At 66.4% G+C, this 16528-nt stretch carries 14 protein-coding genes and 1 riboswitch; of the genes, 9 read left to right on the top strand and 5 right to left on the bottom strand.

Features of this window, described 5'->3' with window-relative positions:
* Positions 1-195: 195 nt before the first annotated feature.
* The 4 genes from U5775_RS20280 (at position 196) to U5775_RS20265 (ending at position 5149) form a co-directional block, all read left to right on the top strand.
* Positions 196-951 (top strand): c-type cytochrome, encoded by a 756-nt coding sequence (locus tag U5775_RS20280; RefSeq protein WP_322059878.1) that lies wholly within the window; start codon positions 196-198, stop codon positions 949-951.
* Between the two features lie 21 nt (positions 952-972).
* Positions 973-2268, top strand: coding sequence for a cytochrome c (locus U5775_RS20275; RefSeq protein ID WP_322059877.1), 1296 nt, complete (start codon positions 973-975; stop codon positions 2266-2268).
* Between the two features lie 321 nt (positions 2269-2589).
* Complete coding sequence (gene trhA, locus U5775_RS20270; protein ID WP_322059876.1) at positions 2590-3210, top strand: PAQR family membrane homeostasis protein TrhA; 621 nt, start codon at positions 2590-2592, stop codon at positions 3208-3210.
* Positions 3211-3475: 265 nt separating this feature from the next.
* Complete coding sequence (locus U5775_RS20265; RefSeq protein ID WP_322059875.1) at positions 3476-5149, top strand: DEAD/DEAH box helicase; 1674 nt, start codon at positions 3476-3478, stop codon at positions 5147-5149.
* A 127-nt stretch (positions 5150-5276) separates the two neighbouring features.
* On the opposite strand, the gene U5775_RS20260 is transcribed toward U5775_RS20265, so the two are convergent.
* The gene (locus tag U5775_RS20260; protein ID WP_322059936.1) at positions 5277-6080 is read right to left on the bottom strand and encodes a ferritin-like domain-containing protein; all 804 of its coding nucleotides are present in this window, start codon (positions 6078-6080) and stop codon (positions 5277-5279) included.
* A 927-nt stretch (positions 6081-7007) separates the two neighbouring features.
* On the opposite strand from U5775_RS20260, the gene U5775_RS20255 reads away from it, so the two are divergent.
* Positions 7008-7205 carry a hypothetical protein gene (locus U5775_RS20255; protein WP_027817889.1) on the top strand — a complete coding sequence of 66 codons (198 nt, stop codon included), beginning with the start codon at positions 7008-7010 and terminating at the stop codon, positions 7203-7205.
* A 344-nt stretch (positions 7206-7549) separates the two neighbouring features.
* On the opposite strand, the gene U5775_RS20250 is transcribed toward U5775_RS20255, so the two are convergent.
* Complete coding sequence (locus U5775_RS20250; RefSeq protein ID WP_415913612.1) at positions 7550-7918, bottom strand: hypothetical protein; 369 nt, start codon at positions 7916-7918, stop codon at positions 7550-7552.
* A gap of 332 nt (positions 7919-8250) precedes the next feature.
* On the opposite strand from U5775_RS20250, the gene U5775_RS20245 reads away from it, so the two are divergent.
* Complete coding sequence (locus tag U5775_RS20245; protein ID WP_322059873.1) at positions 8251-8937, top strand: HAD family hydrolase; 687 nt, start codon at positions 8251-8253, stop codon at positions 8935-8937.
* Between the two features lie 196 nt (positions 8938-9133).
* On the opposite strand, the gene ribB is transcribed toward U5775_RS20245, so the two are convergent.
* The 3 genes from ribB to U5775_RS20230 form a co-directional block, all read right to left on the bottom strand.
* Positions 9134-9853 (bottom strand): 3,4-dihydroxy-2-butanone-4-phosphate synthase, encoded by a 720-nt coding sequence (ribB, locus tag U5775_RS20240; RefSeq protein ID WP_322059872.1) that lies wholly within the window; start codon positions 9851-9853, stop codon positions 9134-9136.
* Positions 9854-10025: 172 nt separating this feature from the next.
* Positions 10026-10192: riboswitch (FMN riboswitch) on the bottom strand.
* 191 nt (positions 10193-10383) lie between these two features.
* Positions 10384-11220 carry an XRE family transcriptional regulator gene (locus U5775_RS20235; RefSeq protein ID WP_322059871.1) on the bottom strand — a complete coding sequence of 279 codons (837 nt, stop codon included), beginning with the start codon at positions 11218-11220 and terminating at the stop codon, positions 10384-10386.
* Positions 11221-11439: 219 nt separating this feature from the next.
* Positions 11440-12630 carry an MFS transporter gene (locus U5775_RS20230; protein ID WP_322059870.1) on the bottom strand — a complete coding sequence of 397 codons (1191 nt, stop codon included), beginning with the start codon at positions 12628-12630 and terminating at the stop codon, positions 11440-11442.
* Between the two features lie 120 nt (positions 12631-12750).
* On the opposite strand from U5775_RS20230, the gene U5775_RS20225 reads away from it, so the two are divergent.
* The 3 genes from U5775_RS20225 (at position 12751) to U5775_RS20215 (ending at position 16518) form a co-directional block, all read left to right on the top strand.
* Entirely contained in the window at positions 12751-13752 is a 1002-nt protein-coding gene (locus U5775_RS20225; RefSeq protein ID WP_322059869.1) for a LysR family transcriptional regulator, read from the top strand.
* Between the two features lie 237 nt (positions 13753-13989).
* The gene (gene miaB, locus U5775_RS20220; protein ID WP_322059868.1) at positions 13990-15363 is read left to right on the top strand and encodes a tRNA (N6-isopentenyl adenosine(37)-C2)-methylthiotransferase MiaB; all 1374 of its coding nucleotides are present in this window, start codon (positions 13990-13992) and stop codon (positions 15361-15363) included.
* Between the two features lie 30 nt (positions 15364-15393).
* Positions 15394-16518 (top strand): PhoH family protein, encoded by a 1125-nt coding sequence (locus U5775_RS20215; RefSeq protein WP_322059867.1) that lies wholly within the window; start codon positions 15394-15396, stop codon positions 16516-16518.
* The last annotated feature ends 10 nt before the right edge of the window (positions 16519-16528 follow it).

Below are 16528 nucleotides of genomic sequence, written 5' to 3'. Positions count from 1 at the left end.
CGTTGCGACCCTCTGCCGCAATCGTGTCCCCGGCAAGCCCGTCCAGGCGGCTCCGTGGCGCGCGCGGCAAATAGTCACTATCAGGCCTCGATGATAGAATCTGCTGCGTCGCCGCAGCGCGCACGGTCTCACGTTCTAACAGCGCGCAGCCTGGAAGCCGGGTCGTTCGAAGCCTGGTCAGGTCCACGATAAAGAATGGAGTCACGCGTGTCCCCAAGACGTATCTCCAGACCGCTCATTCCGCTCGCCGCGCCGCTCCTGGCCGCATTGCTGTTCGGCACGACCGGAATGTTCAGCACAGCGTCCGCCCAGACCCCACAGCCCAAAGCCCCCGACACGATCGCCGCGCGCGTGCAGGGCTGCACCGCGTGCCACGGCACGCACGGCCAGGGGACCGACAACGATTACTTCCCTCGCCTCGCCGGCAAGCCGACGGAGTATCTGTACAACCAGTTGATGAATTTTCGCGAGGGCCGCCGCAAGTACCCTCCGATGAATTACCTGGTCACCTATCTCTCCGACGATTACCTGCACGAGATCGCGACGTACTTCTCGCAGCAGCGGCCGCCCTATCCGCCGCCTTCGAAGCCGACGGTCGGCGACAGCACGCTCGCGCACGGCCGCGAGATCGTGCTGCATGGCGACGCCGCGCGACAGGTGCCCGCGTGCGCGGCCTGCCACGGCGCGAAGCTCACCGGCATGGAGCCTGCGATTCCGGGTCTCGTCGGCCTGCATGCGGACTACATCAGCGCGCAGATCGGCGCCTGGCGCTCGGGTTCGCGCCACGCCAAGGCGCCCGACTGCATGCATGAGGTCGCCACGCGCCTCACCGATGACGACGTGAACGCGGTCGCGGCCTGGCTCTCGACGCAAAGCGCGCCGCAAAATCCCGTGCCGGCACCGGCTGGCTCGTTGAAGACGCCGCTTGCATGCGGCAGCGAACCGCAATAAGGCGCCGGGGGAGACAGCCATATGAACCGCAAGTCCCTGTTCGCACTGTCCGCAGTCATCGTCACCGCCGCCGCGGCGCTCGTGCCGGTGCTGTGGACCGGCAACGACTATCTGGGCAACAGCTCGGCGCAGGCGGCCACGCCCGTCGACCAGTCCGATCTCATCAAGAAGGGCGAGTATCTGGCCCGCGCCGGCGACTGTATCGCCTGCCACACGGTGCGCGGCGGCAAGACCTTCGCGGGCGGCCTGCCGATGGCGACGCCGTTCGGCACGCTCTATACGCCGAACATCACGCCCGACGACCAGTACGGCATCGGCAAATGGAGCTCCGACGACTTCTATCGCGCCATGCACACGGGCCGCTCGAAGGACGGCAGCCTGCTCTATCCGGCCTTCCCGTTCACGAGCTACACGAAGGTCTCGCGCGCCGACTCGGACGCGATCTACGCGTATCTGCGCTCGGTCGCGCCGGTGAACGTGCCGAGCCGCCCGCACGAGCTCAAGTTCCCGTTCAACAACCGCAACCTGCTGATCGGCTGGCGCACGCTGTTCTTCCGTGAAGGCGAGTACAAGCCCGATCCGACCAAGTCGGTCGAATGGAACCGCGGCGCGTATCTGGTCGAGGGCCTCGGCCACTGCGCCATGTGCCATACGTCCATCAACATGATGGGCGGGCCGGTCAACTCGTCGGCGTTCGCGGGCGGCCTGATCCCGCTGCAGAACTGGTATGCGCCCTCGCTCACGTCGAGCGAAGGCGGCCTCGGCGACTGGGACATCAAGGACATCCAGAGCCTCCTGAAGACCGGTGTCTCGGAACGCGGCGCGGTGTTCGGCCCGATGGCGGACGTGATCCATAACAGTCTGCAATATCTGTCTGAAGACGATATCCAGGCGATGGCGACGTATCTCAAGACGATCCCGCAAAAGAAGGAAGCGCCTGAGAACATGCAGATGGAGACGTCCGAAGCGTTCGGAAGCGAACTCTTACAGCAAGGTCAGAAGATCTACCATGACCAGTGTGCAAAGTGCCACTCGGAGAACGGCCTCGGCATGCCGCCGAACTTCCCGCCGCTCGCGAACAACCAGTCGATCCAGATGAAATCGGCGGTGAATCCGATCCGCATGGTGCTCAACGGCGGCTATCCGCCCAGCACGCAGGGCAATCCACGCCCGTACGGCATGCCGCCGTTCGCGCAATCGCTGTCCAACCAGGAAGTGGCGGCGGTGGTGACGTTCATCCGCATGTCGTGGGGCAACAAGGGCACGCCGGTGTCCCCACAGCAGGTGGCCGATCTGCGCTCCGCGCCGCTCGACTGACGCTCGCCCGTATCGACCGCCGTCAGCGCCTGGGCGCTTGCGGCGGCCCCATACGGGTCGTTACTGCTATAGTGGCGTCTGCCTGACAAGGGCGCAGCCGGCAAAACGCCGTCGGCTGCGCCCTTCGCCTTTGTTGGGGCACGCTTTGGCCAGCTAGGGCATGGCGTGTGCGCAGGCTGGATGGAAGCGGGTTTCAAGCCGGTTTGAAGCAAGATTGAAGCGAATTCCAGGCGGGATTCAGGCGCGTACCGGAGTCGAAGCGGAATCGAAGCGATTTCGAGACGGCGCGCCGCAGGGCAAGAAGAACAAGGAGTAGTCGTCATGAACGCGGGTGAGCGTCTGAACAGCATTACGCACCTCGTGGGCGCGATGCTGTCGGTCGCGGGTCTGGTTTCGCTCGTGATACTCGGGGCGCTCGATCACGACGCGTACAAGGTCGTGAGCTTCGCCGTCTACGGCGCGATGCTATGCGCGCTGTATACCATTTCCACGCTGTATCACGGCGTGCGCGGACCGCGCATCAAGGCCGTGCTGCAAAAGTGCGATCATGCCGCAATCTATCTGCTGATCGCGGGCAGCTATACTCCGTTCTCGCTCGTCACGCTGCGCGGGCCGTGGGGCTGGTCGCTCTTCGGCGTGAGCTGGGGACTGGCCGTGCTCGGGATCGTGCAGGAGCTGACGCTCGGGCGCCGCACGCGTGTGCTCTCGATGGTGCTCTACGTGGTCATGGGCTGGCTCGCGCTGATCGCCGTGCATCCGCTCCTGGGCGCCCTGCCTGCCGCCGGCACCGCGTGGCTGCTGGCAGGCGGCATCATCTATAGCGTCGGCATTTATTTTTTCGTCAACGACGAACGCATCCGGCACGGACATGGTATCTGGCATCTGTTCGTGCTCGCCGGGAGCGTCTGTCAATTCGTGAGCGTCGCGGGCTACGTCGCGTGATGCACCCCGCCGGGGCTCGTTCGAACCACCATCGAACGGCACAGGCGCACGAAGCAAATGCGAAGACCATCGCGCGGCGGCCGCAGTGTCCGCGGTCGTGCGATGCAACTTTACGCCAGCAGGCGGGTCTGCATAGACCGCCGACACGCGGCGCGCGCACTGGCGCGCCGTCCGAATGAACGCGAGCGGGCGCAACCGCCTTTGCGCGCCGCGCCGTAACCGGCAGCGCCTTGCCGCTCGCGCCACTGCAATACAACAGGTGTTTATGTCTTTCGATTCTCTCGGCTTGTCCGAACCGCTGGTCCGTGCTGTCAACGAACTTGGCTACACCACTCCGACGCCCATCCAGTCGCAAGCCATTCCCGCCGTGCTGAACGGCGGCGACCTGCTCGCCGGCGCGCAGACCGGCACCGGCAAGACCGCCGGCTTCACGCTGCCGATCCTGCAGCGCCTCACGGACATGCCGGCCGCCGCGGGCGGCAAGCGCGTCGTGCGCGCGCTCATTCTCACGCCCACGCGCGAGCTGGCCGCCCAGGTCGAGGAAAGCGTGCGCGCCTACGGCAAGTACCTCAAGCTCAAGTCGACGGTGATGTTCGGCGGCGTGGGCATCAATCCGCAGATCGACGCCCTGAAGCGCGGCGTGGATATCGTGGTCGCGACGCCTGGCCGTCTGCTCGATCACATGCAGCAAAAAACCATCGATCTCTCGCACCTCGAGATCCTCGTGCTCGACGAAGCCGACCGCATGCTCGACATGGGCTTCATCCACGACATCAAGCGCGTGCTCGCAAAGCTGCCGCCGAAGCGCCAGAACCTGCTGTTCTCGGCCACTTTCGCCGACGAGATCAAGGCGCTCGCCGACAGTCTGCTCGACTCGCCCGCGTTGATCGAAGTCGCACGTCGCAACACCACGGCGGAAACGGTTGCACAGAAGGTCTACCCCGTCGATCGCGACCGCAAGCGCGAGCTGCTCACGCATCTGATCCGCCAGCACAACTGGTTCCAGGTGCTCGTGTTCACGCGCACCAAACATGGCGCGAACCGCCTCGCCGAGCAGCTCACGAAGGACGGCATCAGCGCGCTCGCGATCCACGGCAACAAGAGCCAGTCGGCCCGCACGCGCGCCTTGAGCGAGTTCAAGGACGGCACGCTGCAGGTGCTCGTGGCCACCGACATCGCGGCGCGCGGCATCGACATCGACCAGTTGCCGCACGTGGTCAACTTCGATCTGCCCAACGTGCCCGAGGACTATGTGCACCGCATCGGCCGCACGGGCCGCGCGGGCGCGACCGGCGAAGCGGTGTCGCTCGTCTGCGTGGACGAGCATCAGCTCCTGAAGGACATCGAAAAGCTCATCAAGCGCGCAGTGCCGCAGGAGGTCATTGCGGGCTTCGAGCCGGACCCGAACGCGAAGCCCGAGCCGATCCTGCGTCGTGGCCAGCAGCAAGGTCGCGGACAGCGTCAGGGGCAAGGCCAGGGACGCGGCGCGGCGGGCAGCAATGCGGGTAATGGCGCCGCAGCCAAGCCTGCTGCGCAGGGACGCGATGCGCGTGGCGGCAACCGTGAGGGTGGCCGCGAGTCTGCCCGCGAAGGCGGTCGTGACGGCGGCCGCGCGCAGGCAGCCGACGGTGGCGGCAATCGTCACAACAACGGCGGTAACAACGGTAACGGTGCGGGCAACAACGGCGGCCAGCGCGCAGCCAAGCCCGCCGCCCCCAACGGCGTGCGCACTGCCAAGCCGGTGAAGCAGCAAGGCGCGAATCACGGCGCACAGGGCGGTCGCGGCGAACATACGCGCCGCGAAAGCCAGCGCGGCGTGTCGCACGAAAGCGCGCTGGGCCGTCCGCAGCGCAAGTCGCAATCGAATCCCGGCGCGCTGCTGGGCGGTCGCACCGGCGGCGGCTCGCGCCGCGACGGCAACGGGCAGCGCGAGCGTTAATCGCCATTAGCGCCCGCGCGAGCGACGCCTCGCGCCCCCGAACGTACAAAGGCCCGCTTGCATAGCGGGCCTTTGTGTTTCTGGCTTGCTCGCACCCAACGGCGCATGCACGAGACGACGCGTGCTTTTAGCGGAAGAACACGTGCTGCGTGATCTTCGCGAGCGGATAGTGCACGCTCGGCTGAATCTTCGCGGGAATGTCGAGCGGCTTGAGCAGCATCTTCACGCACATGTCGGCGGAAAGATTGTGGCGCACGAGCTTGTTCACGCGCGCCGTGAGCTCGCGGTTATAGGCCGTATCCTTCACGCGGTCGGGATAGCGGATCGCGAACACGTGACGCAAGGCGATCTCCGAGTCCTCGTTCTTGATTTCCATCACGCGACGCATGAGCGCGCCGAGCACCGCGAGGCGCCCATGACCCTCGACCTGGTTGTACTTCTTGAAGTAGCGGAAAAAGTGCTTGTAGTGGCGCACTTCGTCGCTGCGAATGTTGTCGGTGATTTCCTTGAGCACCGGCTCGTTCGAGCATTCGCCGATCGCGCGATAGAGCGTGGCCGTGCCCGTCTCCACCACGCAGCGCGCGACCATCTCGAGCGCGCGCGTGCGCTCGAACTCCTCGAACGAGCAGGTCTTCGAATACTCTTCGATGAAATTGTGGAATGCCGTATCCCAGTCGAACTCGGGCCACACGTACTGGATGTAGGTCTTCAGCGCGCGGCCATGCTGAAGTTCCTCGTGCTCCCACTCGTTGTTGAGCCACCCGGAAATTTCCGGGTCGCCGTTGAAGAAGACGCTGAGGTTGCTCGTGTAGAGGTCCGAGCCGCTTTCGATGAACGACGACGCGCAAAGCAGCAGCATCAGGTCTTCGTTGGCGCGGGCATGCTGACGGTCAATCCGCGTAAGGTCGATATCTTCGATGCGCCAGGGCATCACGTGGCGAGGCTCAATGTCGTTGCGCATTCTGTCGTGCTCCAAAGCGGTATCTCTTTCGCGCGGCGCGCCGCCGGTTTGGCGACCCGGTTCTGCGTGCCCGCCGCGCAGTGAAAGGTACCAGCCATGATTACTTCATCTTAGCTGTTGTTTCGCGAAGCTGCAGTCTGAGAGCACAGACCGATCCCGCGTGCCGCAGTTCCGGGAAGAGTCAACTTGTAAGGCGCTTGCGAACACGTTGTCGTGTCGTTGTTCAGCGCCACGGACCTGGGGCGGGCTGCCTTTTGCTTCCGCATCTTCTCGGGCCAATTTGCCGCCCGATACCGGCAAAGCCGCATGCGGCGGGCCTGGGGCGGCGAGTGACGACTCCGGAAAGTGCCCGATCGCGGCAAACGCGCGCGCGACATTGCATGCAGGAACCGCCAGCCCACCGTCAAACCGAGGAATACCTCCACGCTGCCCGCTTGACGGCGCATGGATGCACCACCCGGGTCATAGGTCGCAGCGGCACGGATAGCATCGGCGCCATGGGGAAACACGTGCGCCATTGCACATGCACGGAATCCGGATCGCCGTGCATTCCCGCGCTGCGGCAAGAACTTGAAGTGAAATCAAGGATCTGCGCGCACGGCTCGACCGCCGCTGCAGGCGCCGAATGTCAAACAGAATATTTTCGGGGTGTGGTTTGTACAACGCAGGGCGGTTGACTACACTCCAGTTCCCCGGCGCCGATCCGGGCTGGATGCCGTTTGGGCTGTTTGTCGTCACCTTGCCGGATTGAGTGATGCACGACAGCAAAACGGACCGCACGTCCGGTAACTGTTTCGCGCCGTTGCAGGCTTTCGCTCACGCCCACCGCATGATTGTCGTCACGCCGCCCCGCGGGCCGCGATGGACGACCTCTGATGCGGCAACATGGAGAGAACGATGCTGAGTCCGCATGAATTCGCCACCCTGCTGCTAGTGAAGGACGCCCCCAACCAGATCGACATGGAACGCGAAGAACTCGACGCCCTCCTCGAACGACAGCTCGTCCAGTTGGAGCGGCTCGCTTCCGGCCTCCAGCAATGGCGACTTACCGAAATCGGCGACTCCGCGTTGCGCGCCATCAAACGATGTTCATAACGGGACAGGTGCGCGGCGCTCGTGCGCCGGCCCGATCCTTCACATGACGTTTTGCTGATTTTTCTCGACCTGCGCGGACGCGGGAATGGTCCGCCAGCGTGGTTTGTCGAGACATTCCCCGATGCAGGCGCACGGCTGTAGACGTACGCCTGCAGTGCATGGTCACGCGGACCCGCGCGCTTCATGCCCGCGTGACCATTTTTTTCCGCGCCCGGTTTTCTGCCCTGCGCGTGCAAGGGTGCACGCGCGGCGCGGGGCAACGCCCCTTCTTCCCTGCCCTATGCGCGGACGCTCGCCGTTGCATGCGCTGCCGCACGTCTCGTCCCGCTCTCGTTGCGCTACCCTCAGCCCCCGCGCAGGGTCGGGTCGGCCGATGCGCGCCAGCTGAGTGCCTGGGCGCGCTGCTCGTTCAGATACGTCACCCATTCGTTGCGCGCCTGCGCATTGGGGTCCGTGCCGTGCGCGGCGTATTGCTGCGCGAGACCCGTCTGGAAGCTGCAGAACTGCGCCTGCGGCAGCTTGCCGTGACGGGTCGCCACCCACGCGTCGTAGACGGCCGAATAGACGGCCTGCGTGTCGGCGCCGTAATCGGGCTGCTGGCCGCCGCACACCTGCTGTAACTGGGCGAAAGGCGGCGCGCGCCAGCCGCCGATGAGCCCCGACGTATTCGCGCATCCGGCACAGCCGACGGCCAGCACAGCTGCGCCGATCATCGCAAGTCCACGCATAGCGTTCCCCCTTGTCCCTGTTCCCCTTGTGCTGCTGGTTTCCATTGGCTTCGACCGGTTTCGATCACGCCGACTATTGTCGCATCGCGCGGCGCGCGCCACACCCTGGCCGTACGGCCGAGGCGCAACGGCCATCCGGCTCATCCCCGGAACACACCGCGAACCGCCCCACGCCCCCGCCCGCCGCGCGCCTCATGAGAAGGCCGCCACGCCCGCAAAAGCACGTATCATGACGCTTTCGGCGTTCCCGCCTTGCCGGCCCACGCGGCCCCGCCGTCAGGCCCGGCTGTCCCGCCTTCCGCACTTTCGTCTTGCGCATGATCGACCATCTCATCTGCGACTGCGACGGCGTACTCGTCGACAGCGAAGTCATTGCCGACCACGTCCTCTTCGATACGCTCAGCCGCACCTTTCCCGGCATCGACTTTCGCGCCGCCGTGGCGACGGCGTTCGGCCAGCAGACCTCGCGCTTTCTCGCCGACGTCGCCACCCGCTTCAATCTCACCCTGCCCGAGCACTTTCTCGAGACGATCGATCACCACTGCGAAGTCGCCATCGCCGAATCGGTGAGCCCGATCAATGGCGTGCGCGATGCGCTGCGCCAGGTCGCGCTGCCCGCCGCCGTGGTCTCGAACAGCCGGCTTACGCGTGTGCATGCCTCGGTGCGGCGCGCCGGGCTCGACACGATCTTCGGCGAGCGTATCTTCAGCGCCGAGCAGGTCGCGCGGCCCAAGCCTTATCCGGACGTCTATCTGCACGCGGCCTCCGAGCTCGGCGTGGAGCCGGAGCGCTGCGTCGTCGTCGAGGACAGTCTCTCGGGGCTGAACGCCGCGCGCGCGGCCGGCATGAAGACGATCGCGTTCGTCGGCGCGAGCCATATCCCGTCGGGCTATGCCGACGTGCTACGCGAGATGGGCATCACGCGCATCATGAAGCACATGGATGAGCTGCCTGCGCTCGTCGAGGCCGGCATGCGCGGCGAATTCGGCGATCAGCAGTCTTAACGGCGAGCGCTAGCTTCGCCTCTTCGCTGCCGTAACGCGGCACGCGACGCCTGCGCCAAGGTTCGCACTCGCACAACGACAAACGGCGCGTGGGCCGCAAAGCCCACGCGCCGTGATGGCGACTCAGATGGCTACAACGATGGCCACGGCACCCTGGCCGACCGCACAAGCGCGGCCCGGCCCGGCGCCAGCCGCCTTATGCCGGCTCGACGCAGCGCTCGCGCGCTTGCGCCAGCGCCTCGCGGAACGCCACCAGCTCGGCGATCGTCAGCATCGGCAGGTTGTGCCGCTTCGCGAAATCGTCGACCTGCTGGCCGCGCGCCATCGTGCCATCCGGGTTCATCAGCTCGCAAAGCACGCCGGCGGGCGCGAGACCCGCGAGCACGGCCAGATCGACGGTGCCTTCGGTATGGCCGCGGCGCGCCAGCACGCCGCCCGGCTGCGCGCGCAGCGGGAATACGTGGCCGGGACGCACGATGTCGGCGGGCTGTGCGTTCGGGGCGATGGCCGCGCGGATCGTCGTCACGCGGTCGGCTGCGGACACGCCCGTGCTCACGCCGTCGCGCGCCTCGATCGACACCGTGAACGCGGTGCGGTTGCGGCTCTCGTTATGCGCGACCATGGGCGGCAGTTCGAGCGCGCGCACCTTCTCGTCGGACAGGCACAGGCACACGATGCCGCTGCATTCGCGGATGAAAAGCGCCATCGTCTCGGGCGTGAGGCGCTCGGCGGCGAGCACCAGGTCGGCTTCGTCTTCGCGGTCGTGGTCGTCCTGCAGCACGACCGGACGGCCCTCGCGCATGGCCTGCAGCGCGGCGGCAACGCGTGGCGGCACCGGTTCGGTGTCGAGCAGGGAAAGGTCTTCGATGGCGTCGAGCGGCGGCTCGACAGATACGGCATTGCGGGTAAAGGACATGTGAAACGCTCCTCGCAAGAGTTGGGCGAAAAACGTTTCAGGGCATTGCAAACAGACAGGAATCCCCGGCGCGCGACGTCGGGCACGCGCCGCCGGAGCGCGACGCCGAAACATCGCGCGAAAGGCCGGCGCAGGCCGAAAAGCCGCGGCGGATGGGCAAACATGACCATCTGCACATCTTCTTCCATCCGGACTATGACCGTCGGCTCTGGCATCGCACCAGATCTGCTGACCCTGCGCGAAAGGCTTCGCGCAGGCGCTCGCGGGCTCGTCGGCCTTGCCTTGCGGCGCGGCCGGCATACCGCCGGTGGGGAATTTCACCCCGCCCTGAAGACGCACTGATTACCGGTTGAACCGGCGGACAAAGAATACAACAGAGCGCGCCGTCGTGCAGCGCGGAAAAAAAACCGTAGACAGCCGGCGCGCGCCGCGTCCCGTGCGGGGCGGGAACGCCGCACGCGCCGTTGGCGCTCGCGTGCGAGCGGCTATCGTGAAGCGGACGACGTTTGCCGCGCTGCGCAAACTCGCGCTCATGCCGGGCTTGCGGGCACAGCCGGCTGCGTATCGCGCGCATCGCGCGTATCGCCGGGCAGCGGCGCGTCCCAGCGCGGCGGCGTCTCGGCGTTGAGCGTCACGCGAAAAACACGAGCTTCGGTGTCGCCGGGGTTGCGCAGGCTGTGCGGCTGATCCGCGTCGAAGACGATGGCATCGCCGGTCGCGAGCAACTGGCGCCGGTCGTGCACGCTGACCTCGAGCGTACCCTCGCTCACCACGAGGTTCACGGTCGTGCCCGGCGCGCGGCGCGTGCCCGGCTCCGTATGCAGCGGCGCGATGCGCAGCTCATGGAATTCGGCGACGGCCGGGCCGTCCTCGGGATAGAGCGCGCGCGCCGAAAAACGGCCATCGGCGCTCACGCGGCGCGACGCGCGTTCGGCGGGCAAATGCTCGAAACCGCTCACCGCGTGCCGTCGCAGGAACGCCGACACCGACACCTTGAGCGCCGCCGCCACCTTGCAGAGCACCTTGATCGACGGCACGCTGCGCGCGGACTCCACCTGCGCGAGCATCGCGCGCGAGACGCCCGATGCGCGGGCGAGCGCGTCGAGCGAGAGCTGGCGCTCGGCGCGCAGCCGCGCGAGGTTCACGCCGACGAGATATTCGAGCCCATCGAAAGAACCGTCGGTGGGCGCGGCCGCACTGGCCTGCGAAGCAGAATGCGCGGCTAAAGCCTGCGCATCGCGCTCGTCAGTTGCGCGATCGGTGTGAGCGTCGCGGGTTGGATGATCGCCAGAAAAATGATTCGCACTCCGATGCGTGACCGGACGATCGACCTGCGCGTCCATCACAAACGCGAGTGTTGAATGCATGGCAGCCTCCGAGGCGCGCCGTCAAACGGCGCAAAAGCTTGAATGGAGGCAAGACTAGCATCGCGTCCGGCCGCGCCCAACGAAGTTATCTTCACACTGTTATCAGCATTGCAGAGCGCGATTTCGGGAATGCTTTTGCATTGCGGCGATATATGCGCGCGCCGCGCGCCCTGCCGCCGCCATGACGACGCGCGAACCGCCATCGGCCGCCCGCGCCGCTCAGCAGGCGTCCTGCCGCATGGCCACGCCCGTGGCGCGCAGCGGCGCCTTGCGCGCGTCCAGACGCGCCGCCGTCCAGGTCAGGACGAGCGCGCCCAGCGCGACGGCCGCGGCCACCCAGGGTAGCGCCGCAAGCGCGACGCCGTGCGCGATGGCGAGACCGCCCAGCCAGGCGCCCATCGCGTTGCCCACATTGAACGCGCCGATATTCAGCGTCGACGCGAGATTGGGCGCGGCCGACGCCTTCGCGACCACGCGCATCTGCAGCGGCGGCACCGTGGCAAAAGCGGCGACGCCCCACACGAACACGGTGATCGCGGCGGGCACGCTCGCGTGGCTCGTCTTCGTGAAAATGGCCATGACCACCGCGAGCGCCGCGAGAATGCCCATCAGCGAACGCATGAGCGCGCGGTCCGCGAGCTTGCCGCCGAGCATGTTGCCGAGCGTGAGACCCACGCCGAACAGCACGAGCATCAGCGTGACGCCGCGCGGCGAGAAGCCGCTCACCTGCTCGAGAATCGGCGCGATGTAGGTGAACACGACGAACACGCCGCCAAAGCCGAGCACCGTCATGCCGAGCGCGAGCCACACTTGCGGGTCGCGCAGCACGCGCACTTCGTGGCCGAGCTTCGCGGGCGCGATGTCGTGAAGATTAGGCACGAGCGCCGTCACGCCGATCAGCGCAACCACGCCCAGGCCGCTCACGATCCAGAACGCCACGCGCCAGCCGAACTGCTGGCCGATGGCCGTGCCGAACGGCACGCCGAGCACGGTGGCGAGCGTGAGGCCCGTGAACATCATCGCGATGGCGCTCGCGCGCTTGTCCTGCGGCACGAGCGAGGCCGCGACCACGGCGCCGATGCCGAAGAACGAGCCATGCGCGAACGAGGCCACGACGCGCGCGACCATCAGCAGCGCGTAGTTGCCGGCGACGGCGCACATCACGTTGCCGACGATGAACACGCCCATCAGCAGTTGCAGCGCGAGCTTGCGCGGCATGCGGCTCGTGAGCACGGCGAGCAGCGGCGCGCCGGCCGCGACGCCGAGCGCGTAGCCCGTCACGAGCAGACCCGCGGCGGGAATCGTCACGTGCAGATCGCGCGCCACGTCGGGCAGCAGGCCCATGATGAGGAACTCGGTGGTGCCGATGGCAAAGGCGCTGATCGCCAGCGCAAGCAAGGGGATGGGCATCGAAATCTCCGGATTACAGCCTTGAACAGCCTCGAAAACACGCGCATTGTCGCGGCCGCTCGCCAATTTGATAATTGGCGTAGCATTTGAAGCATTTTCAATTTCCATCGAATAATCGCCATGGACAATCTCGGCGACGTGCGCCTCTTCGTGGAAGCCGCGCGCCTGGGCAGCCTTTCGGCGGCGGGCCGCAAGCTCGGGCTCACGCCTGCCGCGGCAAGCGCCCGGCTCGCGCGGCTCGAAGCGGAATTGCGCGCGCGCCTGTTCGAGCGCACGACCCGCCAGCTCCGGCTCACGGACGAAGGCCGGCTCTATCTGACCTGCAGCGAGCACGCGCTGCGCTCGCTCGACGACGCCAAGGCCGCCCTTCAGGAGGGCCAGAACGCGGTGCGCGGCAAGCTGCGCATCTCGGCGACTTCCGACTTCGGGCGCAATCTGCTGATGCAGTGGCTCGACGAATTCCGCGCGCTCTACCCCGACGTGCGCTTCGCGCTCACGCTCACCGACACGCTCTCGAATCTCGTGCTCGAAGACATCGACCTCGCGATACGCTTCGGCACGCCGGCGGACAGCTCGCTCGTGGCGCGGCCGCTCGCGCCGAACCGGCGCGTGCTGTGCGCCTCGCCCGCCTACCTCGCGCGCATGGGCGTGCCGCGCGAGCCCAGCGATCTGGCCCGGTTCGATTGCATCGTGATCGGCTCGGCGACGGGACCGGTCAACGAATGGCGCTTCACGCGCGACGGGCAAACGCAGACCTGGACAGTGCCGATGGAAGACGCGCTCGAAACCACCGACGGCGCCGTGGCGCGCCAGTGGGCACTGTGCGGCTACGGTCTCGCCGTGAAATCGATCTGGGACGTGGCCGACGATCTGCGCGCCGGGCGCCTGAAAATCGTCATGCCGGACTGGCGCTACCCGGACGCGCCGCTGCATGCGCTCTATCACCGCAACCGCTTTCTCGCGCCGCGCGTGCGCGCGCTGCTCGACTTCCTGACCGAGCGCTTCGCACAGACCGCCGGCGAGCTGAACGCGCTCGTGCCCTGCACCGAGGATGCGGTGCCCGGCGGGCGGCGCAGCCATGCGCCGCGGGCAGCGCGCCGCCCCAACCCCGCGGGCGCATAAGGCTATAATGCTGGATTGCGCTGAATGGCGATTCGCACCGCGAACAGGTGACAAAAAAGCGGCAAAAAGACGTAAAAGCGAAGACGTAGAAGCACGCGAATCGCTCCGACTGGACTGCGCTACGGCCCGCGCGGCCCGGCCCCCTGTTTCAGCCCTCTTTATCACCGTAGTCCTGAAGTGCATGAGTGCATCAACCGGACGACGCCCCCAGGTAAACCACTGCGAACGGCGACCCCGATGACCAAGAAAGTTTATGTAAAGACCTTTGGCTGCCAGATGAACGAGTACGACTCCGACAAGATGGTCGACGTACTCGGCGCCGCTGAAGGCCTCGTGAAAACCGACACGCCCGAAGACGCGGACGTGATTCTCTTCAACACCTGCTCGGTGCGCGAAAAGGCCCAGGAAAAGGTGTTCTCCGACCTCGGCCGCGTGCGCGAGCTCAAGGAAGCGAATCCGAACCTGCTGATCGGCGTGGGCGGCTGCGTGGCGAGCCAGGAAGGCGCGGCCATCGTGCAGCGTGCGCCCTATGTGGACCTCGTGTTCGGCCCGCAGACGCTGCACCGCCTGCCGCAGATGATCGACGCGCGCCGCGCCTCGGGCCGCGCGCAGGTCGACATCACGTTCCCCGAAATCGAGAAGTTCGACCATCTGCCGCCCGCGCGCGTGGAAGGCCCGAGCGCGTTCGTCTCGATCATGGAAGGCTGCTCGAAGTATTGCAGCTACTGCGTCGTGCCCTACACGCGCGGCGAGGAAGTCTCGCGCCCGCTCGACGACGTGCTCACCGAAATTGCCGGCCTCGCCGACCAGGGCGTGCGCGAAGTCACGCTGCTCGGCCAGAACGTGAACGCTTATCGCGGTGCGTTGACGGCCGGCGCGCACGAGATCGCCGACTTCGCCACGCTGATCGAATACGTCGCCGACATTCCCGGCATCGAGCGCATCCGCTACACCACCTCGCATCCGAAGGAATTCACGCAGCGCCTGATCGACGCCTACGCGAAGGTGGAGAAGCTCGTGAGCCATCTGCATCTGCCGGTGCAGCACGGCTCGGACCGCGTGCTCATGGCGATGAAGCGCGGCTACACCGTGCTCGAATACAAGTCGGTGATCCGCAAGCTGCGCGCGATTCGCCCCGATCTCTCGCTTTCCACGGACATCATCGTCGGCTTTCCCGGCGAGACCGAAGAGGACTTCGAGAAGACCATGGCGCTCGTCGACGAGATGAAGTACGACACGAGCTTCTCGTTCATCTACAGTCCGCGTCCGGGCACGCCCGCGGCGAACCTGCACGACGACACGCCGCGCGAAGTCAAGCTCAAGCGCCTCCAGCACCTGCAGGCCACGATCGAAGAAAACGTGCAGCGCATCAGCCAGTCGATGGTCGGCAAGATCGAGCGCATCCTGGTGGAAGGTCCGTCGCGCAAGGACCCGAGCGAACTCTCGGGCCGCACCGAGAACAATCGCGTCGTGAACTTCCCGGCGCCGCTCGCCTCGCACGCGCGCCTGACCGGCCAGATGATCGACGTGAAGATCAACCACGCCTACCCGCACTCGCTGCGCGGCGAGCTCGTCCTCGCGCACGAGGACACTTCGGCGCTCCCGCACTAAAGCGGCGCCTGAACGGAGTTCACTGACACCTTGAAGCCCAATCAGCAGCATCTGGAATTCACCGCGCCGCGCGACGACAATGCGCGGCTCGCGAATCTCTGCGGCCCGCTCGACGAAAACCTGCGGCAGATCGAGCAAGCGCTCGACGTGACTCTCGCGCGACGCGGCCATCGCATCACGATCCGCGGCCGCGGCGCGAAACTCGCGCTCGCCGCGCTCGAAAACTTCTACAACCAGGCGCGCGATCCGCTTTCCGTTGACGACATCCAGCTCGCGCTCGTCGAAGCGCGGCACCCCGGCAACCCGGCCAACGATCCGCGCGGCAATGGCAATGGCGGCGTCCGAGGAAACAGCGGTGGCAACAGCGGCGGCAGCAACGGCGCCGACGCCGAGATCGATCCGCGCTTCCGTGGCGACCCCGATCACCCGTTCGACGAGCCCGCGCACGAAGGCGTCGATGTCGAGGAGCTCGGTCCGAAGCTCTACACGCGCCGCGCCGACCTGCGCGGCCGCACGCCCGCGCAGCGCGAGTACCTCAAGCAGATCATCTCGCACGACGTGACGTTCGGCATCGGGCCGGCGGGCACGGGCAAGACCTATCTCGCGGTGGCCTGCGCCGTGGACGCTTTGGAACGCGACCAGGTCAAGCGCATCGTGCTCACGCGTCCGGCCGTGGAAGCGGGCGAGCGCCTCGGCTTCCTGCCCGGTGACCTCGCGCAGAAGGTGGACCCGTATCTGCGTCCGTTGTACGACGCGCTCTATGACCTGCTCGGCTTCGACAAGACCGCGAAGATGTTCGAGCGCCAGATGATCGAGATCGCACCGCTCGCCTACATGCGCGGCCGCACGCTCAATCACGCGTTCATCATCCTCGACGAGGCGCAGAACACCACGCCCGAGCAGATGAAGATGTTCCTGACGCGTATCGGCTTCGGCTCGAAGGCCGTCGTGACCGGCGACACCACCCAGGTGGACCTGCCGCGCGGCCACAAGAGCGGGCTGATCGAGGCGCAGCAGGTGCTGCAGAATGTGCGCGGCATCGCGCTCACGCGCTTCACGAGCGCCGACGTCGTGCGCCATCCGCTCGTCGCGCGTATCGTCGAGGCTTACGACGCGCACTCGAAGAAGGACGAAGGCGACGGCGACGCGCGCTGATGCGCGAGAT

Origin of the sequence: Paraburkholderia sp. J63 (assembly GCF_905220245.1) — a bacterium.
Taxonomy (GTDB): domain Bacteria; phylum Pseudomonadota; class Gammaproteobacteria; order Burkholderiales; family Burkholderiaceae; genus Paraburkholderia.
The sequence above is the reverse complement of the archived record's forward strand: the minus strand, read 5'-3'. Positions and strand labels throughout refer to the sequence as shown.

Coding starts and splice junctions, on each gene's coding strand:
- U5775_RS20280 (WP_322059878.1), top strand. CDS start 196: ATGGAGTCACGCGTGTCCCCAAGACGTATCTCCAGACCGCTCATTCCG.
- U5775_RS20260 (WP_322059936.1), bottom strand. CDS start 6,080: ATGCCCTGGCGCATCGAAGATATCGACCTTACGCGGATTGACCGTCAG.
- U5775_RS20265 (WP_322059875.1), top strand. CDS start 3,476: ATGTCTTTCGATTCTCTCGGCTTGTCCGAACCGCTGGTCCGTGCTGTC.
- trhA (WP_322059876.1), top strand. CDS start 2,590: ATGAACGCGGGTGAGCGTCTGAACAGCATTACGCACCTCGTGGGCGCG.
- U5775_RS20255 (WP_027817889.1), top strand. CDS start 7,008: ATGCTGAGTCCGCATGAATTCGCCACCCTGCTGCTAGTGAAGGACGCC.
- U5775_RS20250 (WP_415913612.1), bottom strand. CDS start 7,918: ATGATCGGCGCAGCTGTGCTGGCCGTCGGCTGTGCCGGATGCGCGAAT.
- U5775_RS20230 (WP_322059870.1), bottom strand. CDS start 12,630: ATGCCCATCCCCTTGCTTGCGCTGGCGATCAGCGCCTTTGCCATCGGC.
- U5775_RS20235 (WP_322059871.1), bottom strand. CDS start 11,220: ATGCATTCAACACTCGCGTTTGTGATGGACGCGCAGGTCGATCGTCCG.
- miaB (WP_322059868.1), top strand. CDS start 13,990: ATGACCAAGAAAGTTTATGTAAAGACCTTTGGCTGCCAGATGAACGAG.
- U5775_RS20245 (WP_322059873.1), top strand. CDS start 8,251: ATGATCGACCATCTCATCTGCGACTGCGACGGCGTACTCGTCGACAGC.
- U5775_RS20275 (WP_322059877.1), top strand. CDS start 973: ATGAACCGCAAGTCCCTGTTCGCACTGTCCGCAGTCATCGTCACCGCC.
- U5775_RS20225 (WP_322059869.1), top strand. CDS start 12,751: ATGGACAATCTCGGCGACGTGCGCCTCTTCGTGGAAGCCGCGCGCCTG.
- ribB (WP_322059872.1), bottom strand. CDS start 9,853: ATGTCCTTTACCCGCAATGCCGTATCTGTCGAGCCGCCGCTCGACGCC.